Consider the following 25,645-nt stretch of genomic DNA (forward strand, 5'->3'; position numbering starts at 1 on the left):
TGGTGTTGATCACGATCGACCCGACGTCGCGGGAGCCGCTGTTCGAGCAGGTGGCCGCCGCGGTACGCGGGGCACTCGCTCGCGGGGATATCGGGGCGGGGGAGCGGTTGCCGCCCGCGCGGGAACTCGCGGCGTCCCTCGAGATCAATCTGCACACGGTGCTGCGTGCGTATCAGGTGCTGCGCGACGAGGGGATTGTCGAGTTGCGGCGCGGGCGCGGGGCGGTCGTCACCGCAGCCGCGCCGGACCGGGGGGAGCTCGTGGACGCCGTGGATCGTCTGGTGGAGGTGGCCCGCCGACTCGGTGTCGGGCCGGAACTGTTGCTGACCGAGGTATCGGAGAGGTGGAATCGATGACTGACCGAGCCGTACAACGGCACTACGACAATCGCATCCGCACGCGTGTGCTGGCGCTGGCGGTACTCCCGGCGCTGTGCGCCGCGGCGGTCGGGGCGCTGATGCTGGCGTCCTGGCGCGACCGACTGCCCGATCCGGTGGCCAGTCACTGGTCGACTCACGGCGTCAACGGGTACTCGTCTTTGACCGCGGTGATCGTCTTCGTCCTCGTCACCGGCGTGGTCGGAGCGCTGATCGGTGCGGCGCTGTGCTGGCGGGTGGTCGAGCCGGCCGTCGTCCGATCGATCGTGGGAATCGTTGCGGGCGTGAGTGTTTCCGTGATCGTCATGATCGTGGCGACCACCGGGGCGCAACGCGGGGTGACCGATGCGAGCGGCGTGCCCACACCGACGTGGCAGATCGCGGTGGCGTTGGTCATCGGACTCGCGGTGGGCTTCGTCTGTGCCGCACTGGTTCCGCGGTGGCACAACCCTGCCGCGCCCGGGAGTGACCCGCACCTGCCGATGGCCGATCTCGATGCCACCGAACGCTTCTCCTGGACCCGCACGGTGTCGTCGTCGCCGATGACGGGGGTGATCGTCGGCGGTGCCTTCATCGTGATCGCCGCGCTGGCGGTGCTCACCCGATCCTGGCCGATGGCGGTGCTGATGGTGATCCTCGCCGTACCGATGGTGATGCTGTGGAGTATTCGCGTCACCGTGGATCGGTCCGGCGTGACAGTGCGCAGCGCGATCGGCTGGCCGCGCATCCGGATTCCTGTCGACGACATCGATCACGCCGAGGTGGTCGACGTGCGGGCGATCGGCGACTTCGGAGGGTACGGTTACCGCCTGTGCGTCCATGGAAAACTCAAGGGCGCCAAGGGGTTCGTGCTCAGGTCAGGTCCGGGACTGCTGATCGGACGGACCGACGGGCGGCGCGAGATCATCGTCGTCGATGATGCCGACACCGCCGCCGGCCTCGTCAATCACGTTGTGCGTCACGGGGGACCAGGCCCACGGCGACAAGCGGACTCAACGCCGTGAGCGCGAACGCGGCCGGGAAACCGGCCGCGCCGATCAGCGCACCGAGGACCGGCGTGGTCGCCGCCGTCGTCAGATACTGAGCAGTGTTCTGGATCGCCAGCCCGCGACCGCTCCACGACGGCCCGGCGTACTCGGCAATCGCGGTGAACGCCAACCCGTTGTCGGCCACCGACGCGACGACCGCGACACCCATCACGACCGGGGCAACCGGACTGTGCAGCCAGTCGGTCAGCGCCAGCACCCCCATCGCGACCGCCGCCGCGACGGCGATCACGCGGATCGGCCGCATCCGCGATCCCCAGACGTCGGAAACCCGGCCCGCGGCAATCCGACCCAGCGCGCCGATCACCTGCGTCACCGTGACCAACAGGCCGGCCGCCGCCGGCGCCCAGTGGTGCGCGACGATCAGCCAGGTCGGCACGAATGTCCACAACATCGACTGCGGGATCACCAGCAGCACACTCACCCCGTGCACTCGGGCCAGAAAACTGCTTGCCCGATAGGGGTTTTCGGTCGACGACGCGGTGGCCGTCGAACTGTGCGGCAGCGGCGGGTCCACGATGCCGACGACGCACGCCACCAAGCCGACCGCGGTGACCGCCGCCGGCACCACCAGGGCCGCGGTCACGCCGAACTGCTCGGCGATCGCCGGCATGGTCAACGCGCACACCGCGATCCCCAGCGGTTGGGCCATCTGCCGGATGCCCATCGCCGTGCCCCGCTGACGCGCCGGGAACCAGCCGACCACGATGCGTCCGCTGGCACCGTTTGCTGCGCCGGCGCCGAGGCCGCCGACGAACAGCCAGACGGCCAGTGTCCAGTACGGGGCGCCGGAACCGGAGGCGATCACCGCGCCGACGGTGCCCGCCAGCGTTATCAGCAGCGAGATGACGAGGATGCGCCGCTCGCCGAAGCGGTCCAGCAAGGCGCCCCACGGGATGATCAGCAGCATCAGGCCCACGGTCGGCACGGTTGCGAGCACCGAGGCCTGGGTGAGGGAGAGCCCGTGGTCGGTGTGCAGGGTCGGGATGAGGTAGGCGAATCCACTGACCGCGCATGTGGTGGTCATCGCGGCCACCAGCGCGCAGACGAGCATGCCCCACCGTCGGGTAGACGACATCTCGTTCGCGGGCCTGCTCATGTCAATCCCGTTCCCGCCGGCCACATTCCTCACCTCATCTCAAATAGTGGACATTCTGTTCCACATTTTAGAACTTGATGCTGCACAGGCCAACTCGAGTCCCGAGGGGTGGGAACGCGCCGGTGCGATAGGGTCATGTAATGCGTTTAGGACGAGTTGCCAGCCCCGACGGGGTCGCCTTTGTGTCCATCGAGAGTGCCGAGGACGGACCCCGGGCCCGGGAGATCGCCGAACATCCGTTCGGGACACCGACATTCACCGGGCGGTCGTGGGCGCTGGCCGACGTGCGGCTGCTGGCGCCGATTCTGGCCTCCAAGGTCATCTGTATCGGCAAGAATTACGCCGCGCACATCGCCGAGATGGGCGGCGAGGCTCCCGCCGATCCGGTGATCTTCATCAAGCCGAACACGTCGATCATCGGGCCGGAGGTGCCGATCGTGCGGCCGCCGAGTTCGGAGCGGGTCGACTTCGAGGGTGAGCTCGCGGTGGTGATCGGACAGCCGTGCAAGGACGTGGCCGCGGCCAAGGCCTCCGACGTGATCCTCGGCTACACCGTCGCCAACGACGTGACCGCCCGTGATCAGCAGAAGACCGACGTGCAGTGGACCCGCGCCAAGGGCTACGACTCGTTCTGCCCGCTCGGTCCGTGGATCGAGACCGAGTTCGACCCAAGTGATGTGGAATTGGTCACCGAACTCGACGGTGAGGTCAAGCAGCGCACCCGTACGTCGCTGATGCTGCACGACATCGGCGCGATCGTGGAGTGGATCTCGCGCGTGATGACCCTGCTGCCCGGCGACGTGATCCTCACCGGCACACCGGAAGGCGTCGGACCGATGGTGGCGGGACAGCGCGTGTCGGTCACCGTCGAGGGGCTCGGCACCCTGAGCAATCCGGTGGTCGACAAGCCGTGAATCGACCGAACGTCGCACGGGTCAACGGAATCGAACTGTCCTACGAGGAGACCGGCACCGGACCACTCGTCGTGATGGTCATGGGTACCGGTAGTCCCGGCCGGGTGTGGCGGGCGCATCAGCAGCCCGCATTGACCAAGGCCGGCCACCGCGTGGTGACCTTCGACAACCGCGGTATCGCCCCGTCGTCGGAGTGTGCCGAGGGTTTCACCATCGACGACATGGTCGCCGACACCGCGGCACTGATCGAACACCTCGGCGGTGGACCCGCCGTCGTGGTGGGTACCTCGCTCGGCGCGCACATCACCCAGGAACTCGCGCTCGCGCGGCCCGACGTGGTGCGGGCGGCGGTGATGATCGCCACCTACGGACGTAACACCCCCGTGCAGGAGGCGATCTCGGCCGGTGAACGTGCGCTCTACGACAACAAGATCACGCTGCCGCCGGAGTACGAGGCGGCGATCACCGCCGAACTCAACCTGTCGCCGCACACCCTGGCCGACGACCGCACCGCCCGCGACTGGCTCGACATCATCGGGTTCTCGCCGCAGGAGGTCACTCCGGGAGTGCGCGCGCAGATGGAAATACATGCACACGAGGGTGACCGGCTCGCAGCCTACCGCGGCATCACCGTGCCGTCTCTGGTGATCGGTTTCGCCGACGACCGTCGGCTGCCGGTCCGGCTGGCCCGGGAGGTCGCCGACGCGATTCCCGGTGCGCGCTATGAGGAGGTGGCCAAGGCCGGCCACTTCGGTTACCTCGAGCAACCCGCCGAGGTGAACCGGTTGCTCCTCGGCTTCCTCTCGGCGCTGCGCTGACAGGTGCCGCCCGGTCCCTGAGGCGCGAGGCGATAGCCGAGCCACGACGGGCGGTTCGATACCCTGACCTCCATGACCGCCTCCGATGTCCGCGTTCGTTTCTGCCCATCTCCGACCGGAACCCCGCACGTCGGGATGGTGCGCACGGCACTGTTCAACTTTGCCCAAGCCCGGCACGACAAGGGCACCTTCGTGTTCCGGATCGAGGACACCGACGCCGCGCGCGACAGCCAGGAGTCCTACGACGCCATCCTGGAATCGCTGCGCTGGCTCGGTCTCGACTGGGATGAGGGGCCCGAGGTCGGCGGTCCGTACGGGCCGTATCGGCAGTCGGAGCGGCGCGCCACCCATCTCGATGTCGTCGCGCAACTCCTCGCCGCGGGCGAGGCATACGAGGCGTACTCCACTCCCGAAGAGGTCGAGGCACGGCACCTGGCGGCCGGCCGGGACCCGAAGCTCGGGTACGACAATTTCGACCGTGACCTGACCGACGAGCAGCGCGCCGCCTACGCCGCGGACGGACGCAAAGCCGTTGTGCGACTTCGGATGCCTGCACACGACATCAGTTGGGACGATCTGGTGCGCGGCACCACCACGATCAAGGCCGGTGCCGTGCCCGACTTCGCGCTGACCCGAGCGAACGGTGACCCGCTGTACACGTTGGTCAATCCGGTCGACGACGCGATGATGAAGATCACCCACGTGCTGCGCGGTGAGGACCTGCTCTCGTCGACGCCGCGGCAGATCGCCTTGTACGAGGCACTGATCCGGATCGGCGTGGCCGAGCGCGTGCCGGAGTTCGGGCACCTCCCGTTCGTCATGGGGGAGGGCAACAAGAAGCTCTCCAAGCGCGACCCGGAGTCGAATCTGTTCCACCACCGCGATCGCGGGTTCCTCCCCGAGGGGCTGCTCAACTACCTCGCCCTGCTCGGCTGGGGCTACTCCCATGAGACCGACATCTTCACCCTCGACGAGATGATCGCGGCCTTCGATGTGCGGCAGGTCAATTCGAATCCGGCCCGGTTCGACCAGAAGAAGGCCGATGCCATCAACGCCGAACACATCCGGCGACTGGAACTCGGCGACTTCACGGCACGCCTCAAGCGATACCTGACCGAGCGCGGCTACGTCGCCGAGGACGTCGACGACTCCACCTTCACCGCGCTGGCCGAGCTGGTGCAGACCCGCATCCAGGTACTCGGGGATGCGTGGCCGCTGATGTCGTTCCTCTATGTCTCCGACGACGAGTTCACCATCGACGAGAAGTCGGCCGCCAAGAATCTCGGCGCCGACGCCGCCGAGGTCCTCGACGCCACCATCGCTGCGGTGACCGACGTGGCGTGGACCGGCCCGGCAATCGAGGAGGCCCTGAAGAAGGCCCTGGTCGACGATCTCGGGCTCAAACCGCGCAAGGCCTTCGGTCCGGTGCGGGTCGCCGTCACCGGCTCGCAGGTGAGCCCTCCGCTCTTCGAATCGATGGAGTTGCTCGGCCGCGACAAGAGCCTCGCGCGGCTCGCCGCAGCGCGGGCCGGAATCGCCCAGTAGACCCGAAAACCCCCTCTGACCACACGATTTGTGGTTAATGGGGTCCTCTTTGGTACTCTTCTCCACGGCCCTTTCGGAGCGGGACGCCGCGAAGAAAAGGGAAAACCTTGGGGTATGGTGTAATTGGCAACACAGCGGTTTCTGGTACCGCCATTCTAGGTTCGAGTCCTGGTACCCCAGCGATCCGATGGGATAGTATCCCTGAGGTTCACAACTGAAGAGCAAGTTCTTGGCCCCGTCGTCTAGCGGCCTAGGACGCCGCCCTCTCAAGGCGGTAGCGCGGGTTCGAATCCCGTCGGGGCTACAAGCGACAGCGCCCCTCTCCGATCACCGGGGAGGGGCGCTGTTGTCGTTGTGGGCGGCGGTCGAGGATCAGCTCTGCGGCGCGGTACTGCCGGCGACCGGCATCGCGTCGAGGCCGAGCTTGCGGTGATCCCATGACCGGACGCGATCGGGTACGACCCGCACGGCCACCCGCTTGTGCATCATCTGATCGACGAACGGACGCATCTCGTCGGAGTACGGGCCGGTGTAGCGCTCCCAGACGCTGATGCCGACCTTCAGGCACGAGTCGGGATCGTCGAGGATCTCGGCGGTGCCTTCGAAGGTCACGCCACGCAAGGTGTCGTAGGTGTCGCCGTCCTCGATCATCACCGAGCAACGGTTGGTGCGGCGGAGGTTGACCGCCTTCTGCGACTTGGCCTTCGTCTCGAACCAGATCTCGCCGTCGACGACGCCGTACCACATGGCGACGAGGTGAATGCTGCCGTCGGGCCCGGTGGTGGCGAGGGTGGCGGTTCGGCTGTTCGCGACGAAGTCCGTGATCTCCGTCTCGGACATGACGATTTGGCTACGTTGATTGAGTCCCATGGCCTGACGCTAGCCGACGGGTGTCGGGAGGCTCATCCGCGGTTGGTGTGTAGGCGCTTCTGAATGGCCTCGGCGGCGGCGAGCAGGTCGGCGGCCCACCGGGCACCGGGGCGTCGGCCCATCCGGTCGATCGGGCCGGAGACCGAGATCGCCGCGATCACTTCGCCGTTGCCGTCGCGCACCGGCGCGGACACGCTCGCCACTCCGGCGGCGCGTTCGCCCGCGCTCTGCGCCCAGCCGCGGCGTCGGATCTCGTGCAGCGCGCGTTCGCTGAAGACGCTCTCGGACAGGAGGACTCGCTGCGTACTCGGTTCGGCCCAGGCGAGTAGCACTTTCGCCGCCGACCCGGCGCTCATCGGGAACCGAGTCCCCACCGGGACGGTGTCGCGCAGTCCCGTCGGTGGTTCCATCGCCGCGATGCAGACGCGTTCGGCGCCCTCCCGCCGATACACCTGGACCGATTCGCCGGTGATCTCGCGGAGTCGGGGGAGCACCATCAGGGACGCCTCGCGGACGGGATCGTGTGCGGAGGCGGCCAATTCACCCAGGGCCGGACCGGGGTACCACCGGCCGGCGGCGTTGCGCGCGAGCAGTCGGTGGGTCTCGAGGCCGACCGCGAGCCGGTGTGCGGTTGCCCGCGGCAGAGCGGTCCGATCACACAACTCGGTGAGATTGCACGGAGATTCGGCGATGGCGCGCAGCACGACGACAGACTTGTCCAGGACACCGATTCCACTGCTGGCTGCCGATGCGCTATCCTTTCCCATAGGACGATACTAGCGTTCCAAATAGTGAGATGCACGCCGAACCCGCCAGAGCGGAATCCGACGGGGTAGGCGCGCCAGGACGATTCGAACAGATGCGAGTACAGCCATGAGTTCCAGCCCAAACACACCGCGTACTCTCGCCGAGAAGGTGTGGGACGACCACGTCGTCGTGCCCGGCGAAAAGAATGACGACGGAAGCACCAATCCCGACCTCATCTACATCGACCTCCATCTCGTGCACGAGGTCACCAGCCCGCAGGCCTTCGACGGCCTCCGTCTTGCCGGTCGGCCCGTGCGGCGTCCGGACCTGACGATCGCGACCGAGGACCACAACGTCCCGACCGTCGACATCTTCCAGCCCATCGCCGACGAGGTGTCGCGCACGCAGGTGGAGACGTTGCGCCGCAACTGCGAAGAGTTCGGCATCCGTCTGTACCCGATGGGCGATGCCGAGCAGGGCATCGTGCACGTCGTCGGTCCCCAGCTCGGGCTCACCCAGCCCGGCATGACCGTCGTCTGCGGTGACAGCCACACGTCGACGCACGGCGCATTCGGTGCGCTGGCAATGGGAATCGGCACCTCCGAGGTCGAGCACGTGATGGCGACCCAGACTTTGTCGTTGCGGCCGTTCAAGACGATGGCCATCAACGTCGACGGCGAACTGCCGCCCGGCGTTACGAGCAAGGACCTGATTCTCGCGGTGATCGCGCAGATCGGTACCGGCGGTGGACAGGGATACGTCCTCGAGTACCGCGGCCCGGCGATCGAGAAGCTGTCGATGGAATCGCGAATGACCATCTGCAACATGTCGATCGAGGCCGGCGCCCGAGCCGGGATGATCGCCCCGGATCAGATCACCTACGACTTCCTGAAGGGTCGCGACCACGCCCCGACCGGCGCCGATTGGGATGCTGCCGTGGCCTATTGGGACAGCTTGCGCACCGATCCGGGTGCCGAGTTCGACGCCGAGGTGCACATCGACGCCACGCAGTTGACGCCCTTCGTCACCTGGGGGACCAACCCGGGACAGGGTGCGCCGCTGGGTGCGCAGGTGCCGAATCCGGACGACATCGTCGACGAGAACGAGAAGGCGGCCGCGTCGCGGGCGCTGGAGTACATGGATCTCGCGCCGGGCACCGCGCTGCGGGATGTGAAGGTCGACACCGTGTTTGTCGGTTCGTGCACCAACGGTCGGATCGAGGATCTGCGGGCCGTCGCCGACATCCTCAAGGGGCATCGGGTCGCCGATGGCATGCGGATGCTGATCGTGCCGGGCTCGATGCGGGTGCGCGCACAGGCCGAGGACGAGGGTCTCGGCGAGATCTTCACCGCGGCCGGCGCCGAGTGGCGACAGGCCGGATGCTCGATGTGCCTTGGCATGAACCCGGATCAGCTCGCGCCGGGGGAGCGCTGCGCCTCGACGTCGAACCGCAACTTCGAAGGGCGGCAGGGCAAGGGCGGTCGCACACACCTCGTCTCGCCCGCGGTCGCCGCGGCCACCGCGATCCGCGGCACGCTGTCCGCGCCGGCGGACCTGGTCTGACCCCGGAATCCGCTCGGCAGCACTCCTCTCGACCATCACCACGATCGGAAAACCCTGACATGGAACCCTTCATCTCCCACACCGGAATCGGCGTGCCGATGCGCCGCAGCAACGTCGACACCGACCAGATCATCCCGGCGGTCTACCTGAAGCGGGTGACCCGCACCGGATTTGAGGACGGACTCTTCGCCGCCTGGCGGAGCGATCCGGACTTCATCCTCAACACCGAACCGTGGAGTCGCGGCTCGGTGCTCGTCGCGGGCCCCGACTTCGGCACCGGCTCCTCGCGGGAGCACGCCGTGTGGGCTCTGTCGGACTTTGGTTTTCGCGTCGTCATCTCGTCGCGGTTCGCCGATATCTTCCGCGGCAACGCCGGAAAGGCCGGTCTGGTCGCCGCTCAGGTCGAGCAGTCCGACGTCGAATTGCTCTGGAAGCGGCTCGAAGAGCAGCCGGGTCTGGAAGTGACCGTGAGCCTTGCCGATCGGACTGTCACCGCGGCAGACCTCGTGGTGCCGTTGGCAATTGATGACTACACGCGGTGGCGTCTGATGGAGGGTCTCGACGACATCGGATTGACATTGCGGCAGGTAGAGGCGATTTCTGCGTTCGAGTCGACGCGTCCGACGTTCAAGCCGGAGACGCTGCAGGCCGGATGATTTCGGGCTGATCGGCTCATCGGGTACCCTCTTTCGCAAGCGCGGACACCGCTTTCGATTTCGCAACACGTCGGGTTAATTGGCGTGGAAGATGGACGTTTTCGACTTCGGCGTTTACCGTGTGGAGTAGCTGGTCATAACCGATGGGCCAGAACAGCTTGCGGAGGTTTCCATGAACAAGGCAGAGCTCATCGATGAGCTGACCACCAAGCTCGACTCGGATCGCAAAACTGCGACCGCCGCGGTCGAGCACATCGTCGACACAATCGTGCGTGCGGTGAACAAGGGCGAGAGCGTGACGATCACCGGTTTCGGTGTCTTCGAGAAGCGCCGTCGCGCACCGCGCGTCGCCCGCAACCCGCGGACCGGTGAGACCGTGAAGGTCAAGGCCACCTCGGTTCCGGCGTTCCGTCCGGGCGCACAGTTCAAGGCTGTCGTGGCCGGCAAGCAGAAGCTCGCCGCGTCCGGCCCGGCCGTGAAGCGGGGCAGCGGCGCCACCGGTGGCACCGCGGCGAAGAAGGCGGCTCCGGCCAAGAAGACCGCTGCCAAGAAGGCTCCGGCCAAGAAGGCGGCTCCGGCCAAGAAGACTGCAGCCAAGAAGGCTCCGGCCAAGAAGGCTCCGGCCAAGAAGACTGCAGCCAAGAAGGCTCCGGCCAAGAAGGCGGCTCCGGCCAAGAAGACTGCAGCCAAGAAGGCTCCGGCCAAGAAGGCAACTCGTCGCTGAGTTCGCCCGACTCCTACAGATCAGCCCCCGACGATCTTCCCTCGTCGGGGGCTGATCTGTGTGTCCGGCCGGTGCTCAGCCGTGATCCACCCGCGGAAGCGGGCTGTCGACATGGTCGGCGGCGATGAGTCGACCGTCGACCAGTGACAGGACCCACACGCTCCCTTTGCGATTGCGTTTGGCCGGCAATGTGATGCCGTCGGCGTCGGCCCACCACGACATCAGCGGTGGGATGACCTTGCCCTGACTGCACACCGCGTGGATCGCCGAGCGGTCCGCGGCGATCTCCAGGATCCGCTTGTGCGCCTTGTCGGGATCGGCCCGGTAGGCCTCCTCGGACAGTTGCGGCTCCATCTCGATCGGCACGTCGAGGGCCGCGGCCAACGGTGCGACCGTCTGTTCGCAGCGCACCCGGTCGGCCGCATGCACCCGCTGCGCACCGAAGTCCAGCAGGAGGCCGGTCAATTCCTTCGCCTGCTCACGTCCGAGCTTGTCGAGCGGCCGTTTCCGGTCGTCTCCCTTGTAGCGGGAGCGACGTCCGGCGCGGGCATGCCGAACCAGCAACAGCGTGTGCGCCTCGACCGGCAGGCGAGTGAACTCGGTGAGGATCGTGCGATCGAGCCGATAGCTCAACATCTCCCGGGCCTCGTCGAGCCCGACCCACCGTAGTTCGTCGACCTCGTCGTTGGCGACGAACTCACGTCCGCCCAGCGCGTGCGCCGACCAGTACCGCACCCGCTTGTGATCGGAGTTCGGTAGCTCGTAAGCCACCTCCCGGAGAAACCGGCCGAGCCGCACCCGCTGTCCGGTCTCCTCCTCGATCTCCCGCACCGATGTGGTGATCAATGTCTCGCCGGCTTCGGCCTTCCCCTTGGGCAGGGTCCAATCATCATGTCCCGGACGGTGAATGACGCAGATCTCGATCGGCCCGTCGGGTGCGTGACGCCACACGACGCCGCCGGCGGCCCACACCGTCTTGCGCGACTTCGACATCCGACGGCTTACGAGCTCGAGTCCAGCGCCCGACGATGGCGGCGCATCATCTGTCGTTGATGGTCGCGCACCTCCTCGCCGGCGGCCGGGGAGGCCACCCAGCTGCCATCGGACTGCAGCACCCAGCACCGCGTGCGCGGGTCCAGGGCCGAGGCGAACATGTCGGCCAACTCGCCGGTGAGCCGACCATCGCGCACCTGGGCCATCACCTCCACCCGCCGGTCGAGGTTGCGGTGCATCATGTCCGCGCTGCCCAACCAATACTCGTTCTGCGCACCGAAATACAGGATGCGCGAATGCTCGAGGAACTGACCGAGGATCGATCGGACGACGATGTTCTCGCTGACGCCCGGCATGCCGGGACGCAGCGCGCAGATGCCACGCACCACGATCTCCACCGGCACCCCGCTCTGCGAGGCGCGATAGAGCGCGTCGATCACCTGCTCGTCGACGAGCGCGTTCGCCTTCAGTTGGATGCGCGCCCGCTCGTCGCCGGCCCGGAGCCGCTCGATCTCACCGTGGATACGCGCGATGATCCCGGAGCGAATCCCGTGCGGCGCCACCAAGATATTGCGATACTCCTTCTTACGGGAGTACCCGGTCAACGTGTTGAAGAGGTCGGTGAGGTCCGCGCCGATGTCGGGAGCGGCGGTGAACAGGCCCACGTCCTCATACAGTCGTGCGGTCTTGGGGTTGTAGTTGCCGGTACCGATATGGCAGTAGCGACGGATCTGCGACCCCTCGCGCCGCACCACCAGACATGTCTTGCAGTGGGTCTTGAGTCCGACGAGACCGTAGACCACGTGCACGCCCGCCTGCTCGAGTTGCCTGGCCCACTTGATGTTCGCCACCTCGTCGAACCGCGCCTTGATCTCCACGAGGGCGACGACCTGTTTGCCGGCCGCCGCCGCGTCGATCAGCGCGTTGACGATCGGTGAGTCGCCGGAGGTGCGGTAGAGCGTCTGCTTGATCGCGAGGACCTGCGGGTCGGCGGCGGCCTGCTCGATGAATCGTTGCACGCTGGTGGAGAACGAGTCATACGGATGATGAACGAGGACATCGCCTTCGCGCAGCGTGGAGAACACACTCTTCGCGGTCTCGCGTTCGCCGAACGCCGGATGCGTCAAAGGTACGAACGGGCGGTCCTTGAGATGTGGCCGGTCGAGTCCGTTGACCTGGAAGAGGCAGGAGAGGTCGAGGAGTCCGGGGACCTGGATGACGTCGGCCGGGTCCACATCGAGTTCCCGCAGCAGGAGTTCGAGCATGTGCTCGCTCATGTCGTCGGCGACCTCGAGGCGCACCGGCGAACCGAAACGGCGGCGGGCGATCTCACGCTCCATGGCCTGCAGCAGGTCCTCGTCGCGGTCCTCGTCGACCTCGAAGTCCGCGTTGCGGGTGATCCGGAAGGCATGGTGTTCAACGATTTCCATGCCGGGGAACAGGTTCTCCAGATTCGCCGCGATGAGATTCTCCAGCGGCAGGAACACGGCGCGACGGTCGCGTCCGTCCGACGCCCCGGCGGATTGCGGCACCAGTTTGTCGACCCGCACAAAGCGACTCACGTTGTCGGGGACCTTGACTCGGGCGAAGTGTTCGCCACCCTCGTGGGCGTCCTTGACCGTCACCGCCAGATTCAGCGACAGACCACTGATATAGGGGAACGGGTGGGCCGGGTCGACGGCCAGCGGAGTCAGGACGGGGAAGACGTCCTCGTGGAAGTACTCCACCAGGCGCGACTGCTGTTCGGCGTTCAGGTCCGACCAGGCCACGACGTGAATGTCGTTGTCCGCCAGCGCCGGGCGCACCGAATCCATGAACACGCGGGCGTGGCGGTCGGCGAGGGTCTGGGTGCGGCCGGCGATGCGCGACAGCTGTTCCCGCGGCGAGAGCCCGTCGGCCGAGCGCACCGACAGTCCGGTTTCGTCGCGGCGTTTGAGACCGGCGACGCGGACCATGAAGAACTCGTCGAGATTGGACGCGAAGATCGCGAGGAACTTCGCCCGTTCGAGCAGCGGCATCGAGGTGTCCTCGGCCAGGGCGAGTACCCGGGAGTTGAAGTCGAGCCAGCTCAACTCTCGGTTCAGGTACCGGTCCTCGGGGAGGTCGGCGGACTCATCGGGCTGCAGGGTCGCCGCGGGCGGTGCGCCGGGGATGGCGGACAGCGGCTGGGTGGCGATGTCGTCGGCAGGGCTCACCGTCTAATCATGACGCATCGTCCGCGATGGTGACGCGCTTGCCCGTCACCCGCACCGTCGAACCGGTTGCGGTGCGCCCGCAGCTGTGGCTCGCCGGGAGAGTTCGGCCGTGGTGTGTGGACCGCAGCCGAGCAGCCGGGCCGCCTCCAGGTCGGCGGCGGTATCGACGTCGGTGCGCAGATCCAGCCAGTTCCGCTGAGTTGGGTCGAGGTCGACAGCGCCCGAGTCGCGGTGGGCGGCAGCCGAATTGGGGCCGAATCGGGGTGCCTCGAGGATGTCGGTGTCACGCACCAGGATGGTGGTGCCGGTGCCGTCGCGGTCGGTGAGCAGGGCCTGCGGGTGTAGGGCCGCCGCGGCGAGTACCTCGCGGAGGCTGGTCGCGGTGGCGGCCGGCAGGTCGGCCTGGATGAACACGATCCGCCCGGCGTCCGGCCACCGCGCTGCCGCCGCGGCATGCGCATGGGAGAACGCGTGATTCAGTCGGTCGGCCGCGGTGTCGGGGGAACGTGGCTGTTCCTCGCGGAGTCCGACGGCACCTGCCCGTTGCGCGACGACGAGCACGTCGTCGTCGGGTGAGACGACCACGACCCGTTCGACGCCCGCCGCCCGGACCGCTGCCAGGGTGTCGGCCAGCATGGCGAGGACCAGCGTGCCGTGCGGGGTGCCGGGTACGCGCAGGCTCGCGGCCAGCCGTGACTTGGCCTCGTCGAGTCGCTTCACCGCCATCACCGCGACGACCCCGCCAGGGCCCGGCGCGGCGTGTTCGGATATCGCGGTCATGCAGACCATGATGCCCATTGTCGGGTCCGGTGCCCAACGTGCCCCGCCATCGGCTCGGACTGGCCCGGATTCGCAGACGGCGACCCGCCTCCATGTCCTAGGGTGAGGGGCACTAGCGGTGTCGGCAAAGGAGTAGACGTGCGCGCAGTGGTGATGGGTGCGGGTTCCTGGGGAACGGCCATCGGAAAAGTGCTGGTCGATGCGGGTACCGACGCGACCCTCTGGGCGAGGGAGGCCAACCTGGCCGAGGCGATCAACGCCGACCACCGCAACGACCGGTACCTCGCGGGCATCACCCTGCCCGACGCGTTGACCGCGACTCATTCGGTCGGCGAGGCGCTGTCGGGAGCCGACGTCGTCGTCTGCGCCATTCCGTCCCAGGTGCTGCGCCCCAATCTCGCCGACTGGGTGGAGCATGTCGGTCCGGAGACGACGTTCGTGTCCTTGGCCAAGGGCGTGGAGACCAGCACCCTGATGCGCATGACCGAGGTGATCGCCGAGGTGACCGGCGCACCGTCGGAACATGTCGCGGCGCTGTCGGGACCCAATCTCGCGCGGGAGATCGCCGAGGGCCAGCCCGCCGCCACCGTCATCGCCTGCAGCGACGAGCAGCGCGCCCGTGAACTCCAGTCGGCATTTCATACCGAGTACTTCCGGCCGTACACCAACACCGACGTGGTGGGTTGTGAGATCAGCGGCGCGGTCAAGAACGTCATCGCCCTGGCCTGCGGAATGGCCAGTGGCGTCGGCTTCGGCCAGAACACGCTCGCCACGATCATCACCCGCGGACTCGCGGAGACGATACGCCTCGGGGTCGCGCTCGGCGCGCAGATCGAGACGATGGCGGGGCTGGCCGGCATCGGCGACCTCGTCGCCACCTGTTCATCGCCGTTGTCGCGCAATCGAACCTTCGGCGCCCGGCTCGGTGAGGGCGCGAGCATGGAGGAGGCGCAGGAAGCCGCGCATGGGCAGGTGGCCGAGGGCGTCAAGTCCTGCACGTCGGTGCGGGCGTTGGCCGACAAGCACGACGTGGAGATGCCGTTGACCAACGCGGTCCACCAGGTGTGCCACGGCGGGTTGTCGGTCGCCGACGCGGTGAGCATGCTGCTCGGGCGGGCGACCAAGCCCGAGACTTTCTAGCGGTATATCAGCCGAAATCGAGCGGCGCGCGGGGCAAGGTCGTCGCGATGACCGCCGAGACATCGGTGATCGGTCCGTTGCCGGCGTTCACCGGAATCCACATCGCCACATACGGACGGTGGTCGACGCAGACGTAGGCCTGGCCTGCGCCCTCGACGGTGTCGGTGATGAACCATTGCACCGGATTGATCACCTGCAGATTGCTGGTCGGCGACAACTCGGTGGGCCGGGAGATGCCGCACCGCAACACCACCGGTTCACCGTCGCCGTCGGACGGCCACTTGACCGTGCTGCCGGTGACCTGCTTGTCGCCGAAACCGTCGAACGACGTCGGTAGGGCGGCAATGAGTTTGGCGCAGTCCGCGGACGCCGATTCACTAGCCGCGTAGGACTCGACCGGGGTGGTGGGGTCGGGGCGCAGCGCGGCGAACGCGATGAACCCGGCGATCACCAGCACCGGAATGGTGACCAGCGTGGCGATCAGGGCCGGACTCAGCCGCGGGCCGTCGGACCCGTACCGCGACGACAGATCGTCGGATTCGGTTGCTGCGGAGTCCGGGGAGTCGCCGCCGGAGGTCTCCTCGCGCGGGTCGTCCCCGTCGGTCGGCGTCGGCTGGTCGTCGGTCACGACCACACCCTACGTGTGGTCAGCGCGTGTTCTGCACCACCGGGCAGGTGAGCGTGCGGGTGATCCCGTCGACCTTTTGGATCTGCGGGACGACGTCCTCGGTGAGGTGGGTGGCGTCGGCGGCGTCCACCCGGACGATGACGTCGTAGGGTCCGCTGACCTCTTCGGACGAGGCGACACCGGAGATCTCCGCAATCGTCGCGGCCGCCAATGCGGCTCGTCCGACCTCGGTCTGGATCAGTATGTATGCCTGAACCACGCCCATCCTCTCGTCTGGCGGAACCGTGTACCGGCCGGTTGGATTCGACCCGTTCGATTCGCCGTCCAAATAACCCGTCCAAAACCGCGACGAAATACACTGTCGCCATATTGTCGCCGACAACCCCAAGAATGCGCGACTCAAACGGATCGAGGAGCTGTCGTGACCGTCGCACCCAGCGGGGATTCGGTCGATCGGACACGCTCCGTCGGTGAGGTGGGAGAGCGTCGACTCATCGCCGAACTCACCCGCGCCGCGACCCGCGGCGACCTCGAACCCACGCCGGGCACCGGCCACGACATCGTGATCGGGTCGGGCGACGACGCCGCCGTCATCGACACCGCGGGACCGACGGTGATCAGTACCGACACCGCCGTCCAGGGCAGACATTTCCGTTTCGACTGGTCCGACGCACGAACCGTCGGGGCCCGAGCGGTGGTGGCCAGTGCCGCCGACATCGCCGCGATGGGTGGCCGCACCACCGGTGTCGTGGTGTCGATCGCCTGCCCGTCGTCGACGTCGGTGGGCACCGTGCTCGACCTGAATGCCGGCATCGTCGACGCCACCCACCGACTGGGGGCACGGGTCCTCGGTGGCGATCTGGTCGCGGCCGACCAGGTGGTGCTGACCGTGACCGCAGTGGGTGCCCTCGACGGGGCGACACCGATCGTCGTCGGCGGGGCGCGGCCCGGGGATGTGCTCGCCGTGACCGGGACCGCGCTCGGAGCGAGCGCCGCGGGGCTCGCGTTGTTCGTCGATGCGGAGCAGCGTGGTGACCGGAGCGTTCTCGAGGCGCATCCGCAACTGCTCGACGCCTACCGACTGCCGTCTCCCGCGCTCGAGCAGGGTCCGGTGGCGGCGCGGGCCGGCGCGCATGCGATGACCGACATCTCCGACGGCCTCGTCGAGGAGCTCGTCACGATGTCAGCGGCGTCGGGCACCCGGCTGTCGGTGGACAGCCGTCTGGTGCCCACCACACCGGAGATCACGTCGGCGGCCAAGGCGCTCGGTGCGGAGCTGGTGGACTGGACGGTCGCCGGTGGTGAGGACCACGAACTGCTGGGAGCCTTCGCCGCGGACACGGTGCCTGCGGGCTGGACGGTCATCGGCACGGTGGAAGCGGGTGCGGGGGTGATCGTCGACGACCGGGCGGTCGACGACCTGCACGGATGGCAGTCGTTCGGGTCGTGAGCGGCCGCATTGTGCGCGTGAACTAGATTCTGTCCCATGGCCATCTATGCACTCGGCGATCGGGTACCGGTCCTCGGCGAGAACGTCTACGTCCATCCCGACGCCACGGTGATCGGTTCGGTCACCCTCGGCGACGGCGTGTCCATCTGGCCCGGTGCCGTGTTGCGCGGCGACTACGGCAGCATCACCATCGGCACGATGAGCAACATCCAGGACGGGACCGTCATCCACTGCACGATGATCGACCCGACCGTCATCGGCGCTCGCTGCGTCGTCGGACACAACGCCCACATCGAGGGCTCCACCATCGGCGACAACTGCCTGATCGCGTCGGGATCGGTGGTACTCAACGGATCCACGATCGGCGACGGCGCGATCGTCGGCGCCGGCGCGGTGGTGCCGTTCAAGTTCGACGTCCCGCCGCGGCGGATGGCGCTCGGGGTGCCCGCCAAGATCCGTGAGGGCTATGAGGTGCCCGAGCAGCACACCGACCTCAACGCCGACATGTACCACCAGAATGCGCTGCACTATCGCGAAGCGCTGCGGAGGATCGATTGAGAATCGTTGTGGGACAGGCAGAATTGGTGTCTTCGGCGGAGGGAGGGGAGTCATGAGCGCACAGTCGCTCGCCGAGTTGCTCGACCCCGGCTGGGCGCAGGCACTGGCTCCGGTCGAAGAGGTGATCACCTCGATGGGACAGTTCCTGCGGGCCGAGAACGCCGCCGGGCGCGGCTACCTGCCCGCGGGCACCAACGTGCTGCGCGCCTTCACCCAACCGTTCGACGACGTCCGCGTCCTCATCGTCGGACAGGATCCCTATCCCACCCCGGGGCACGCCGTCGGCCTGAGTTTCTCGGTGGCGCCGGAGGTTTCGCCGATCCCGCGGTCGCTGTCCAACATCTACCGCGAGTACTGCGAGGACCTCGGTTATCCGATGCCCGCCACCGGCGACCTCACCCCGTGGGCGAAATCCGGTGTGTTGCTGCTCAATCGAGTGCTCACGGTGTCGCCCGGTGAGGCCGGGTCGCATCGCGGCAAGGGGTGGGAACAGGTCACCGAGTGCGCGATCAAGGCCCTCGTCGACCGCGAGGGTGAACCGCTCGTCGCGATCCTGTGGGGTCGCGATGCCGCGAACCTGCAGCAGTGGATGCCCGACGTGCCGGTGATCGTGTCCCCGCACCCGTCGCCGCTGTCGGCGAGCCGCGGGTTCTTCGGGTCGCGTCCGTTCAGCCGGGCCAACGAGGCGCTCGACGAACTCGGCGCCGAGCCGGTGGACTGGCGGCTGCCGAGCTGATTCCGGCGTCATCGTGGATTGGATTGGCACACAGTTTGTTCCGTCTACACAGGAGATACCGTGTGCGGTTGGAAAGATTCGTGTGCTCACGCCGAGAGGCCCAGGGTGTTCAGCCACTCCCGTACCATCGGCACCACGCGGTTGTGGCGCAGATCGTCCCAGATCCAGCGGATCACCATGACACCCAGTCGGCGCAACGCATCCTCGCGCAATTTCTCCCTCTTCATTGCGTCGAAGGCAGACTCGCCCTCGCGTAGATGGCGCTGGTACTTGACCATCCCGTCGAACTCTGCCGCCAATGCACCACGCCAGTCGTAGTCGGTGCGTGCGACGAACTCGCCGTCGCGGTCGAAGAACTTGTGCTGGAGGCGGGGAATGGGCAGTCCGGCGGCGATGATCTGAGCGCGGCCCCACGACTCACCGGCGTTCTCGGCGCCGGCGTCGGCGAGGGTGAGCGCGCGACGGGCCTGGGCGACACCGCGGCGATGCCGCTCGAGGTGGGTGGCGATGAGGTCCGGATCGGCGCCGCGTCGAAGTGCGGAATCGAGCACGGCCAGCGCGACGGCAAACCCCTGAGTGCAGGCGACGTCGGCGGCGGTGCGCTCCAGGGTGGTTACGGTGACCCGCTCGAGGGATGTGACGTCCTCGGCCGTCAGTACGCCGGCGTGCAGGTGTCGGTTCTGGTCGACGCGGCCGCCGGTCTTGAGTCCGGTGGCGAAGTGGAGTCTGTCCAGGCGTGGGTGCAGCAGTGACAAGCCGTGCACCAGCGCCGCCGATTCATGGCTCAGGACGGATTCGTCGCCGAGCGTGGCTGCGGCCAGCGCCCTGAGGCGATGCAGTTCGTGCGGTTTGAGGGGCTTGGGCGGCGTCGGGATGAACGCGCCTTGCCAGATGCGCATGAGGTCTCGACCGCGCACGTCCTTCGCCAACTGCTTGTCCGTGTAGCCATGGTCGAGGGCGGTGCGCCGGTAGATGATTCCGTGAGCGTCGGTGGGGAATTCCTGCATGCTCATTGGACGCGACGGGTGCCCGTTTGGCTCCATCGTCGGCGACGACACACGAATTGGCCCGTCTACACACGAGATTCCGTGTGTAGACGGGCCAATTCGGGTGTGGGAGTGGTTCAGTTCTGACGAGCGGCGGCGAAATCGGCGGCCCGCTTCCCGATGAACGCGTCCACGCCCTCGATCCCTTCGGGTGAGCCGGAGAGCCGGGAGATGGAGGCGGCCTCGGCGGTCAGCTGCTCGGTCAGCGACACCGACGGGGATGCGGTGAGCAGGGCGCGGGTGGCGCCGTTGGCGGCCCAGGGTCCGGCGGCGATTGTCTCGGCGACGGTGCGCGCGGTGGATTCGACGTCCGCGTCGTCGACGATCTCGGAGACGATGCCCCAATTGAGGGCGTGCTCGGCGTCGATGACGGCGTCGGTGAGGATGATCTGCCGGGCGCGGGCGGCACCGACGATCCGGGGCAACGTCCAGGTCATGCCGCCGTCGGGGGAGAGTCCGATGCCGCGGTAGGCGGGACGCAGTTTGGTTGAGGTGCCGGCGATCGCGACGTCGGCGTGCAGCACGATGCTCATGCCGGCCCCGGCCGCCCACCCCTTGACCGCGGCGACGACGGGCCGGTTGGCCTCGTGCAGCGCGGTGACGAACCGGTGGAAGGTGTCGGCGAGATCCTGCAGATAGGTGGGGCGGTGGTCGGCGGAGGCGAAGGCGCGCACGTTGCCGCCGGCGCAGAAGTTGGCACCCGCACCGACCAGGAGGATCGCTCCGACCTCGCGTTCTCCGCGGGCCACCTCACGTAGCGCAAGCGTGCCCTGGGCGAGCGCGTCGTCACTGAGGGAGGTGCCGGCGGCAGCGGTCGAGACGGCGATGGTGAGGACCGATCCCTGCTGGGTGACGAGGGCGTCCGGGTCCGCGGAGGTCTGTGTGGTGGCGGTCATGCGGCGAACTCTATCGCGCACAACACAAAGACCCGACCCCGGGGCAGACCGACTGCTCGCTCGGGATCGGGTTTGTGATGTTCTGCTGTACTGACCGTGCTCGACGATCAGACGAGAGCGGTCTTACCCGCCTTCAGGCAGGACGTGCACACGTTCTTGCGCTTGCGGTTCCCCGGCGCAACTTCGACGCGCACCGATTGAATGTTCGGGTTCCACCGGCGATTCGTGCGCCGGTGCGAGTGCGAAACCGACTTGCCGAAGCCCGGTCCCTTGCCGCAGATATCGCAGACGGCAGCCATCGTGAACTCCCTTGGTAGATAATTTTCTGGTCAGTGAGCCCGTCGGTTCCGCGTCCGACGGCGTGCGTCGAGTGGGGATGGCCGATAGGCAACCCTGCAAGGATAGCCTCCGGTCGGCTGCCCGGCCAAATCGCTCCCCATGGTCCCGCTGACGTCGCACGATGTCCGGCCGGTGAGGTCCGGGCTGTCACCCTTGCCGAGTAATGTCGGACACAATCACGTCAGGGTAAGGGGTTTCATGGAGCCGGTGTTCGACGGTGGCGCCTCGCGGGCGATGGATCCGCAGCTGTTGCGGGACTGGGCGCGGGCCGCCGCCGACAATCTGGCGACGCTGCGCGGTGAGATCAACGACCTCAACGTCTTCCCGATCCCGGACTCCGACACCGGCAGCAACATGCTCTCCACCATGCAGGCCGCCGCCGACGCGGCCGCCTCAGCACCCGCCCACGCGGGCGTCCCGACCGTCGCCCGGGAGATGGCCGACGGCGCGGTGGCCTCGGCGCGCGGTAACTCCGGGGTGATCCTGTCGCAGGTGCTCGTCGGGATGGCCGACGCCGCCGAGGCGTTGGCCGACGAGGAGGTACTCGGCTTCAACCGACTGATGAGTGGTGGTTTGCGGCTCGGTGCGCGGGCCGCGGTGCGCGCGGTCAGCGAACCCCGCGAAGGCACCGTGCTGACACTCGTGCGGATCGCCGCCGAGACCGCCGCCGCACACGTCGACGGCTCGCCGGCCGGCCTCGCCCGGGCGGTCGCCGACGAGTGCGCAGAGGGACTGGAGATGACGCCGGAGCAACTCCCGGAACTGGCGAGTGCCGGGGTCGTCGACGCCGGTGCGCGCGGCTTCCTGGTGCTCGCCGACGCGATGGTCCAGGTGCTCACCGGCGTGGCCAACCGTCGACGCCGCTACCACGGCATCCTGCAGGGCGGCGGCGAACCGGGGCATCAGGCCGACGAGACCTGCTCCGGCGGCAGCGACATGGACTTCGAGGTCATGTACCTGCTCGAGGGCGCCGCCGAACAGATCGGTCCGCTGCGCGACACACTCAACGACCTCGGCGACGCGGTCGTCATCGTCGGCGACAACTCCAGCGGTGAGCACGAACGTTTCTCGGTACACGTGCACACCTGCGAGCCCGGCAAGGCCGTCGAGGCCGGGGTCGTGCGCGGCACGGTGTCCGAGATCCGGATCAGCTGTTTCGCTCTCGACGCCATCCGGCTGCAGGTCGGCCCCGCCGAGTCGCCGCCGCGGCACAAGCGGGCGGTGGTCGCGGTGGTGACCGGCGACGGCGCCGCCGAACTGTTCGCCGAGGCCGGTGCGGTGGTGGTCCGGGCCGACGCCGGACTCAAACCGACGACACTTGCGGAGGCCATCCGCAACACCGACAGTGCACACATCGTGGTGATGGCCAACGGCAAGCTGGCTTCGCAGGACATCGTCACCGTCACCGCCGAGGCGCGCTCGCCCCTGCGGGCGGTCGTCAACATTCCGACGTCATCGATGGTGCAATGCCTTTCGGCGCTCGCGGTGCACGATCCCAGCGAGTCACCCGATGCCGACAGCTACGCCATGGCCGAGGCCGCCGCCGGCACCCGGTGGGGCTCACTGGTCCGCGCCCGGGCCAAGATGATGACGCTGGCCGGTACCTGCGAGGTCGGGGACATGTTGGGCCTCATCGGTTCCGACGTGTTGGTCATCTCCGCCGATCAGACCGGAGCCGCGACGGCCCTGATCGATCTGATGCTGGCCACCGGCGGCGAGTTGGTCACGGTGTTGGCCGGCGCCGACGTCGACGACGAGGTCCTCGAGGCGATCACCGTCCTGATGCGCCGCAACTATCAGGGCGTCGAACTCGCCATCTACCGCACCGGACAGTCGGATCAGGTCCTGCAGGTGGGTGTCGAGTGAGCCTCGGGATGACCGATCCGCTCGAGGCGGTGCTCGACCCCAAGATCGTCGAGAAACTCGCTGGTCTACAGGTGCATACGGTCGGCGAGTTGCTGCGCTATGCGCCGCGCCGGTACGTGCGGCACGGCCAACTCTCCAACGACGAAATGCCCATCGACGACGAGTGGGTGACCATCGTCGGACGCATCACCGGGTCGAAGATGATCTCGATGCGCAAGCGGCACGGCCAGTTCCTCAAGGTGACCGTCAGCGACGGCAACCACACTTACGAGGCCAACTTCTTCAATGCCCGTTTCATCCAGCAGAAGCTGAAATCGGGTGCGCGGGTGATGATGGCCGGCAAGGTGAAATCGTTCCGTGGCCAGGTGCAACTGTCCCATCCGGAATGGGCGGTGCTGCCCGACGGTGAGCCGGAGGTCGACCACGTCGTCGGGTCGGCGATGCTCTCGGAGATGTACGCGATGGAGGCCGCCGACGGGGAAGATGAGGTCGATCCGGCCGGATTCGACCGGGCGATCGTGCCGATCTACCCGGCGTCCAAGGAGATTCAGACCTGGCACATCTGGTCGGCGATCCGCCGGGTGCTCACGGCGATGGACGGCGGCGACCCGATCCCCGACGCCCTCACCGAATCCCAGCGCGCCGCACACGAATTGATCGGGACCGACGATGCGCTGCACCGCATCCACTTGCCGGAGACCGACGACGACATCGACACCGCCCGTGCCCGGCTGAAGTTCGATGAGGCGCTGGCGATCCAGACGGTCCTGGCGCAGCGTCGGATCGCCGGCCGGGCCGAACGCGCGCCGTCGTGCCCGCACGTCGACGGCGGACTCGAGGACCAGTTGCTTGCGCGACTGCCCTTCACGTTGACCGACGGACAGCAGACGGTGGTCGCCGAGATCGCCGATGATCTGTCCGCGACGAGCCCGATGAGCCGGCTGCTGCAGGGTGAGGTGGGCTCCGGTAAGACCCTTGTGTCGCTGCTTGCGATGCTGCGGGTGGTCGACAACGGGCATCAGTGCGCGATCCTGGCGCCCACCGAAGTTCTTGCTGCACAGCACTATCGGACGATGCGCAAGATGCTCGGCGACCTGGCGGAGGCCGGCGAGCTGACCGCGGCCGAGGGGGCGACGAAGATCGCGTTGCTCACCGGTTCGATGAAAACGGCTGGACGTCGTCAGACGTTGCTGGACGTGGTCAGCGGTACCGCGGGCATCGTCGTCGGAACCCACGCGCTGCTCGAGGAGAACGTGAGCTTCTTCGACCTCGGCATGGTCGTTGTCGACGAGCAGCACCGGTTCGGTGTCGAGCAGCGAGACGTGTTGCGGGGCAGGGGTCGCGACGGGCTGATGCCGCACTGCTTGGTCATGACGGCCACCCCCATCCCGCGCACCGTCGCGATGACGGTTTTCGGTGATCTCGACACCTCGGTGCTGACCGAACTCCCGCGCGGACGGCAGCCGATCAGTACCTCGGTGGTCCCGACCGGCAAGAAGGACTGGGTCGACCGGGCGTGGGCACGTGCCGCGGAAGAGATCTCGAAGGGCCGCCAGGTGTACGCCGTGTGCTCCCGGATCGGCGACGACGACGACAAGAAGTCCCGCGACGCGGACCCGGCGCTCAAGACGGTGTCCGTCCTCGACCAATACGAGGAACTGCTCGCCGGCCCCCTCGGCCAGTACCGACTCGCGCTGCTGCACGGTCGGTTGCCGGCCGACGAGAAGAACGGGGTGATGGATGCGTTCGGGCGCGGCGAGATCGACCTCGTCGTCTCGACCACCGTCATCGAAGTGGGCGTGGACGTGCCCAACGCGACGATGATGGTGATCGTCGACGCCGAACGCTTCGGGGTGAGCCAACTACACCAGTTGCGGGGACGAGTCGGTCGTGGTGGACACCCCGGGTTGTGCCTGCTGATGACCGGGTCTGCACCGATTTCGCAAGCAATGCAACGACTTCGGGCGGTGGAGAAATCGAACGACGGCTTCGAGCTCGCGCGGGTCGATCTCGAGCAGCGTCGCGAGGGCGACATCCTGGGTTCGATCCAGTCGGGTGGCACGTCGTCGTTGCGGTTCTTGTCGCTGATCGGTGACGCCGAGGTCATCGCCGACGCTCGTGAGCTGGCCGAGGACGTGGTGGGGGCCGACCTCGAACTCACCGAGCATCGTGCGCTTGCCGAACTGGTCGATGCGATCCTGGCGCCGCAGAAGGTCGAGTACCTGGACAAGTCGTAGTCGTCAACGGGCAACGCGTGCCAGTGCTTCCGCCGTGACCGGCGTGAAGAGATTGACCAGATTGCCGTCGGGATCGCGGAACAGCGCCGAACGATTGCCCCACGGCATGGTGGTCGGGGCCTGTACGATCTCGGAGAGGTGATCGGCGAGGCGGGCGTACACGGCGTCGACGTCGTCCACTTGGAACTCGATGATGACCGAACGGTTCGATGCGGGGGCCACGGAGTCGGCGGCGAACAGCGCCGCGGTGCGTTCACTGGCAATTGCGAGAGTGCCTCCTGCAGTGACGATCTCCGCAAAATCAGGGGTGGCCCAGCGGGCCGTGTGGGCGGTGACCTGTGCGTAGAACGTGACCATGGCGTCGATAGATGCCGTGATGATGCGGACAGATACAAGGTTCATGATTCCTCCGGTCGGTGGTG

General features: G+C 67.4%; 26 protein-coding genes and 2 tRNA genes. 16 read left to right on the top strand and 12 right to left on the bottom strand.

The window, feature by feature from the left end:
• The first annotated feature begins 2 nt into the window (after positions 1-2).
• Positions 3-356 carry a GntR family transcriptional regulator gene (locus tag AAFP30_RS02565; protein ID WP_419228257.1) on the top strand — a complete coding sequence of 118 codons (354 nt, stop codon included), beginning with the start codon at positions 3-5 and terminating at the stop codon, positions 354-356.
• The gene (locus AAFP30_RS02570) at positions 353-1,381 is read left to right on the top strand and encodes a hypothetical protein (protein ID WP_419228258.1); all 1,029 of its coding nucleotides are present in this window, start codon (positions 353-355) and stop codon (positions 1,379-1,381) included. Before AAFP30_RS02565 ends, AAFP30_RS02570 begins: the two co-directional genes overlap by 4 nt.
• On the opposite strand, the gene AAFP30_RS02575 is transcribed toward AAFP30_RS02570, so the two are convergent.
• Entirely contained in the window at positions 1,320-2,522 is a 1,203-nt protein-coding gene (locus AAFP30_RS02575) for an MFS transporter (protein WP_419228259.1), read from the bottom strand. The genes AAFP30_RS02570 and AAFP30_RS02575 overlap by 62 nt on opposite strands.
• Positions 2,523-2,662: 140 nt before the next feature.
• Here AAFP30_RS02575 and AAFP30_RS02580 point away from each other — a divergent pair, with 140 nt between their 5' ends.
• From AAFP30_RS02580 to AAFP30_RS02600, 5 genes are all read left to right on the top strand, one after another.
• Positions 2,663-3,436, top strand: a complete 774-nt coding sequence (locus tag AAFP30_RS02580; protein WP_419228260.1) for a fumarylacetoacetate hydrolase family protein — start codon at positions 2,663-2,665, stop codon at positions 3,434-3,436.
• The gene (locus AAFP30_RS02585) at positions 3,433-4,254 is read left to right on the top strand and encodes an alpha/beta fold hydrolase (RefSeq protein ID WP_419228261.1); all 822 of its coding nucleotides are present in this window, start codon (positions 3,433-3,435) and stop codon (positions 4,252-4,254) included. Before AAFP30_RS02580 ends, AAFP30_RS02585 begins: the two co-directional genes overlap by 4 nt.
• A 72-nt stretch (positions 4,255-4,326) precedes the next feature.
• Positions 4,327-5,799: a glutamate--tRNA ligase gene (gene gltX / locus AAFP30_RS02590; protein WP_419228262.1), complete on the top strand. Its 1,473-nt coding sequence runs from the start codon at positions 4,327-4,329 to the stop codon at positions 5,797-5,799.
• A gap of 108 nt (positions 5,800-5,907) precedes the next feature.
• A tRNA-Gln gene (locus tag AAFP30_RS02595) sits at positions 5,908-5,979 on the top strand.
• A gap of 51 nt (positions 5,980-6,030) precedes the next feature.
• Positions 6,031-6,103, top strand: a tRNA-Glu gene (locus tag AAFP30_RS02600).
• Between the two features lie 68 nt (positions 6,104-6,171).
• On the opposite strand, the gene AAFP30_RS02605 is transcribed toward AAFP30_RS02600, so the two are convergent.
• Together AAFP30_RS02605 and AAFP30_RS02610 are read right to left on the bottom strand one after the other, a co-directional pair.
• Positions 6,172-6,669, bottom strand: coding sequence for a PPOX class F420-dependent oxidoreductase (locus tag AAFP30_RS02605; RefSeq protein ID WP_419228263.1), 498 nt, complete (start codon positions 6,667-6,669; stop codon positions 6,172-6,174).
• Between the two features lie 32 nt (positions 6,670-6,701).
• Positions 6,702-7,436, bottom strand: coding sequence for an IclR family transcriptional regulator (locus AAFP30_RS02610; protein ID WP_419228264.1), 735 nt, complete (start codon positions 7,434-7,436; stop codon positions 6,702-6,704).
• A gap of 106 nt (positions 7,437-7,542) precedes the next feature.
• On the opposite strand from AAFP30_RS02610, the gene leuC reads away from it, so the two are divergent.
• The 3 genes from leuC (at position 7,543) to AAFP30_RS02625 (ending at position 10,359) form a co-directional block, all read left to right on the top strand.
• Positions 7,543-8,979 (top strand): 3-isopropylmalate dehydratase large subunit, encoded by a 1,437-nt coding sequence (gene leuC / locus AAFP30_RS02615; RefSeq protein ID WP_419228265.1) that lies wholly within the window; start codon positions 7,543-7,545, stop codon positions 8,977-8,979.
• A gap of 59 nt (positions 8,980-9,038) precedes the next feature.
• Entirely contained in the window at positions 9,039-9,635 is a 597-nt protein-coding gene (gene leuD / locus AAFP30_RS02620) for a 3-isopropylmalate dehydratase small subunit (protein WP_419228266.1), read from the top strand.
• Between the two features lie 172 nt (positions 9,636-9,807).
• Positions 9,808-10,359: an HU family DNA-binding protein gene (locus AAFP30_RS02625; protein ID WP_419228267.1), complete on the top strand. Its 552-nt coding sequence runs from the start codon at positions 9,808-9,810 to the stop codon at positions 10,357-10,359.
• 75 nt (positions 10,360-10,434) lie between these two features.
• On the opposite strand, the gene AAFP30_RS02630 is transcribed toward AAFP30_RS02625, so the two are convergent.
• Genes AAFP30_RS02630 through cofC form a run of 3 tightly spaced genes read right to left on the bottom strand, consistent with a single transcriptional unit; the run spans position 10,435 to position 14,327 of the window.
• Positions 10,435-11,352 carry an NUDIX hydrolase gene (locus tag AAFP30_RS02630; RefSeq protein ID WP_419228268.1) on the bottom strand — a complete coding sequence of 306 codons (918 nt, stop codon included), beginning with the start codon at positions 11,350-11,352 and terminating at the stop codon, positions 10,435-10,437.
• Between the two features lie 8 nt (positions 11,353-11,360).
• Positions 11,361-13,547 carry an RNA degradosome polyphosphate kinase gene (locus AAFP30_RS02635; protein ID WP_419228269.1) on the bottom strand — a complete coding sequence of 729 codons (2,187 nt, stop codon included), beginning with the start codon at positions 13,545-13,547 and terminating at the stop codon, positions 11,361-11,363.
• 45 nt (positions 13,548-13,592) lie between these two features.
• Complete coding sequence (gene cofC / locus AAFP30_RS02640; protein WP_419228270.1) at positions 13,593-14,327, bottom strand: 2-phospho-L-lactate guanylyltransferase; 735 nt, start codon at positions 14,325-14,327, stop codon at positions 13,593-13,595.
• A 138-nt stretch (positions 14,328-14,465) separates the two neighbouring features.
• Between cofC and AAFP30_RS02645 the strand changes: the two genes are divergently transcribed.
• The gene (locus AAFP30_RS02645; RefSeq protein ID WP_419228271.1) at positions 14,466-15,467 is read left to right on the top strand and encodes an NAD(P)H-dependent glycerol-3-phosphate dehydrogenase; all 1,002 of its coding nucleotides are present in this window, start codon (positions 14,466-14,468) and stop codon (positions 15,465-15,467) included.
• A gap of 7 nt (positions 15,468-15,474) precedes the next feature.
• On the opposite strand, the gene AAFP30_RS02650 is transcribed toward AAFP30_RS02645, so the two are convergent.
• Positions 15,475-16,101 carry a DUF3515 domain-containing protein gene (locus AAFP30_RS02650; RefSeq protein WP_419228272.1) on the bottom strand — a complete coding sequence of 209 codons (627 nt, stop codon included), beginning with the start codon at positions 16,099-16,101 and terminating at the stop codon, positions 15,475-15,477.
• Between the two features lie 13 nt (positions 16,102-16,114).
• Entirely contained in the window at positions 16,115-16,360 is a 246-nt protein-coding gene (locus AAFP30_RS02655; protein ID WP_419228273.1) for an Lrp/AsnC ligand binding domain-containing protein, read from the bottom strand.
• 156 nt (positions 16,361-16,516) lie between these two features.
• On the opposite strand from AAFP30_RS02655, the gene thiL reads away from it, so the two are divergent.
• From thiL to AAFP30_RS02670, 3 genes are read left to right on the top strand one after another with little or no spacing between them, the layout of a single operon-like run.
• On the top strand, positions 16,517-17,545 hold the full coding sequence (gene thiL / locus AAFP30_RS02660) for a thiamine-phosphate kinase (protein WP_419228274.1): 1,029 nt from the start codon (positions 16,517-16,519) through the stop codon (positions 17,543-17,545).
• Positions 17,546-17,581: 36 nt separating this feature from the next.
• Positions 17,582-18,103 carry a gamma carbonic anhydrase family protein gene (locus AAFP30_RS02665; RefSeq protein ID WP_419228275.1) on the top strand — a complete coding sequence of 174 codons (522 nt, stop codon included), beginning with the start codon at positions 17,582-17,584 and terminating at the stop codon, positions 18,101-18,103.
• A gap of 52 nt (positions 18,104-18,155) precedes the next feature.
• Positions 18,156-18,839, top strand: coding sequence for a uracil-DNA glycosylase (locus tag AAFP30_RS02670; protein WP_419228276.1), 684 nt, complete (start codon positions 18,156-18,158; stop codon positions 18,837-18,839).
• A gap of 86 nt (positions 18,840-18,925) precedes the next feature.
• On the opposite strand, the gene AAFP30_RS02675 is transcribed toward AAFP30_RS02670, so the two are convergent.
• The 3 genes from AAFP30_RS02675 to rpmB form a co-directional block, all read right to left on the bottom strand.
• On the bottom strand, positions 18,926-19,852 hold the full coding sequence (locus AAFP30_RS02675) for a type IV toxin-antitoxin system AbiEi family antitoxin domain-containing protein (protein WP_419228277.1): 927 nt from the start codon (positions 19,850-19,852) through the stop codon (positions 18,926-18,928).
• A gap of 110 nt (positions 19,853-19,962) precedes the next feature.
• Positions 19,963-20,781 carry an enoyl-CoA hydratase/isomerase family protein gene (locus AAFP30_RS02680; protein WP_419228278.1) on the bottom strand — a complete coding sequence of 273 codons (819 nt, stop codon included), beginning with the start codon at positions 20,779-20,781 and terminating at the stop codon, positions 19,963-19,965.
• A gap of 107 nt (positions 20,782-20,888) precedes the next feature.
• Positions 20,889-21,080 carry a 50S ribosomal protein L28 gene (gene rpmB, locus AAFP30_RS02685; RefSeq protein ID WP_408946550.1) on the bottom strand — a complete coding sequence of 64 codons (192 nt, stop codon included), beginning with the start codon at positions 21,078-21,080 and terminating at the stop codon, positions 20,889-20,891.
• A gap of 238 nt (positions 21,081-21,318) precedes the next feature.
• Between rpmB and AAFP30_RS02690 the strand changes: the two genes are divergently transcribed.
• Both AAFP30_RS02690 and recG read left to right on the top strand, forming a co-directional pair.
• A complete protein-coding gene (locus AAFP30_RS02690) occupies positions 21,319-22,986 on the top strand; it encodes a DAK2 domain-containing protein (RefSeq protein WP_419228279.1) in 1,668 nt (555 codons plus the stop codon).
• Between the two features lie 8 nt (positions 22,987-22,994).
• Positions 22,995-25,223 carry an ATP-dependent DNA helicase RecG gene (gene recG, locus AAFP30_RS02695; protein ID WP_419228280.1) on the top strand — a complete coding sequence of 743 codons (2,229 nt, stop codon included), beginning with the start codon at positions 22,995-22,997 and terminating at the stop codon, positions 25,221-25,223.
• 3 nt (positions 25,224-25,226) lie between these two features.
• Here the strand turns inward: recG and AAFP30_RS02700 are convergent, their stop codons facing one another.
• Positions 25,227-25,625 (bottom strand): VOC family protein, encoded by a 399-nt coding sequence (locus AAFP30_RS02700; protein ID WP_419228281.1) that lies wholly within the window; start codon positions 25,623-25,625, stop codon positions 25,227-25,229.
• Positions 25,626-25,645: the final 20 nt, after the last annotated feature.

Source organism: Gordonia sp. CPCC 205515 (genome assembly GCF_048537925.1).
Lineage (GTDB): Bacteria > Actinomycetota > Actinomycetes > Mycobacteriales > Mycobacteriaceae > Gordonia.

What these genes read in the sequence shown, in the direction of transcription:
- AAFP30_RS02570 (WP_419228258.1), top strand. Translation starts at nt 353, where the DNA reads ATGACTGACCGAGCCGTACAACGGCACTACGACAATCGCATCCGCACG.
- AAFP30_RS02575 (WP_419228259.1), bottom strand. Translation starts at nt 2,522, where the DNA reads ATGAGCAGGCCCGCGAACGAGATGTCGTCTACCCGACGGTGGGGCATG.
- AAFP30_RS02580 (WP_419228260.1), top strand. Translation starts at nt 2,663, where the DNA reads ATGCGTTTAGGACGAGTTGCCAGCCCCGACGGGGTCGCCTTTGTGTCC.
- gltX (WP_419228262.1), top strand. Translation starts at nt 4,327, where the DNA reads ATGACCGCCTCCGATGTCCGCGTTCGTTTCTGCCCATCTCCGACCGGA.
- AAFP30_RS02605 (WP_419228263.1), bottom strand. Translation starts at nt 6,669, where the DNA reads ATGGGACTCAATCAACGTAGCCAAATCGTCATGTCCGAGACGGAGATC.
- AAFP30_RS02610 (WP_419228264.1), bottom strand. Translation starts at nt 7,436, where the DNA reads ATGGGAAAGGATAGCGCATCGGCAGCCAGCAGTGGAATCGGTGTCCTG.
- leuC (WP_419228265.1), top strand. Translation starts at nt 7,543, where the DNA reads ATGAGTTCCAGCCCAAACACACCGCGTACTCTCGCCGAGAAGGTGTGG.
- leuD (WP_419228266.1), top strand. Translation starts at nt 9,039, where the DNA reads ATGGAACCCTTCATCTCCCACACCGGAATCGGCGTGCCGATGCGCCGC.
- AAFP30_RS02625 (WP_419228267.1), top strand. Translation starts at nt 9,808, where the DNA reads ATGAACAAGGCAGAGCTCATCGATGAGCTGACCACCAAGCTCGACTCG.
- AAFP30_RS02630 (WP_419228268.1), bottom strand. Translation starts at nt 11,352, where the DNA reads ATGTCGAAGTCGCGCAAGACGGTGTGGGCCGCCGGCGGCGTCGTGTGG.
- cofC (WP_419228270.1), bottom strand. Translation starts at nt 14,327, where the DNA reads ATGACCGCGATATCCGAACACGCCGCGCCGGGCCCTGGCGGGGTCGTC.
- AAFP30_RS02655 (WP_419228273.1), bottom strand. Translation starts at nt 16,360, where the DNA reads ATGGGCGTGGTTCAGGCATACATACTGATCCAGACCGAGGTCGGACGA.
- AAFP30_RS02665 (WP_419228275.1), top strand. Translation starts at nt 17,582, where the DNA reads ATGGCCATCTATGCACTCGGCGATCGGGTACCGGTCCTCGGCGAGAAC.
- AAFP30_RS02670 (WP_419228276.1), top strand. Translation starts at nt 18,156, where the DNA reads ATGAGCGCACAGTCGCTCGCCGAGTTGCTCGACCCCGGCTGGGCGCAG.
- AAFP30_RS02675 (WP_419228277.1), bottom strand. Translation starts at nt 19,852, where the DNA reads ATGAGCATGCAGGAATTCCCCACCGACGCTCACGGAATCATCTACCGG.
- AAFP30_RS02680 (WP_419228278.1), bottom strand. Translation starts at nt 20,781, where the DNA reads ATGACCGCCACCACACAGACCTCCGCGGACCCGGACGCCCTCGTCACC.
- rpmB (WP_408946550.1), bottom strand. Translation starts at nt 21,080, where the DNA reads ATGGCTGCCGTCTGCGATATCTGCGGCAAGGGACCGGGCTTCGGCAAG.
- AAFP30_RS02690 (WP_419228279.1), top strand. Translation starts at nt 21,319, where the DNA reads ATGGAGCCGGTGTTCGACGGTGGCGCCTCGCGGGCGATGGATCCGCAG.
- recG (WP_419228280.1), top strand. Translation starts at nt 22,995, where the DNA reads ATGACCGATCCGCTCGAGGCGGTGCTCGACCCCAAGATCGTCGAGAAA.
- AAFP30_RS02700 (WP_419228281.1), bottom strand. Translation starts at nt 25,625, where the DNA reads ATGAACCTTGTATCTGTCCGCATCATCACGGCATCTATCGACGCCATG.